General features: G+C 46.6%; 1 protein-coding gene. It reads left to right on the forward strand.

What is annotated here, in order from left to right; all coding sequences use genetic code 11:
- Positions 1–136: 136 nt before the first annotated feature.
- Complete coding sequence (locus tag K1V27_RS22515; protein WP_258932531.1) at positions 137–283, forward strand: hypothetical protein; 147 nt, start codon at positions 137–139, stop codon at positions 281–283.
- Positions 284–998: the final 715 nt, after the last annotated feature.

The following is a 998-nucleotide window of genomic DNA, read 5'->3' on the forward strand; positions in this document are numbered from 1 at the left end:
AAACTCCCTTGTAACCGAGTTGGTGGAGCTGTATCGAAACCTACAACCAAGAACGAAGAACCAAAAACGAGTAGCTTGGCCAGACCCCGTTTGACCGGAAAGGCAAAAGAGTCAAGAGCAGACCCGGAGCCTTTTAATGGGTGACCCCTTTACCATAAGAGCGAAAGCCATACTTCTGGATGATGACAGCGTTCCCTTCCCGATCGGTTTTGAAGACATACTGTCCGATATCAAATTGGTCTGCGATTATTCGGGAAAAACCGCCTATTTTCGAACGAGTTGATGTTTGTCTCCATCTTTAAACGAACTTAACACACTAACCGAACTAAAAGCTCCCAAGGCTTTATCGCCCCCCATTTGAAGGCCAAAATGGCGGCTCTAAGAGCAAAAAACGCCTGCTCTTGGACAGCTTTCCACGGTAATTCAGTCAATTGACTCGGTCCGACCCCTAAGCAATTTAAGGATCAAAAAGCGCCTCGTTTTGTGATGCTTGTTATGAAAATCCAACTACTTGACTCGGTCTGACCCCTGATAGCTGCTGAATCTTTTCCTGAGCGGTCTTCCCCGCTCAGGAAAAAACAAAATCCTTAGCGTTCCTTAGCGTCCTTGGCGTCTTAGCGGTTCCAAAATGTCAAATGTGTAGACCTGATCCTCACTGCTACGAGGGGCATAAAACAACCGACGTTGCCAAAATGTTGGGGGTTAAGCGGGTAAGCGTTCATCATGCGGCGAAAAAGGGAGCAAAGGTCTTAGTGATCTATCCCGCCCTGCATGAATAAACTAACCAAACTACCAACGTCCCTTATTCCTTTGGAATACAAATGCAATGGTTTGGTGAACATAGTTTGGCCCGCCCCCTTAGAAACTGAGTTCGCCAACGCTGAGTAGAATTGTGGAAGATGGTCAAAAGGTCCTTGACAACAACAGAGAGCTGACCATACGTTTGCAGTAAGTGGAAATATGAAACAGCGTCCCCTATTCACTGAGAACAGTCTCGA

This window comes from Desulfoferrobacter suflitae (assembly GCF_022603395.1).
GTDB lineage: Bacteria > Desulfobacterota > Syntrophobacteria > Syntrophobacterales > Syntrophobacteraceae > Desulfoferrobacter > Desulfoferrobacter suflitae.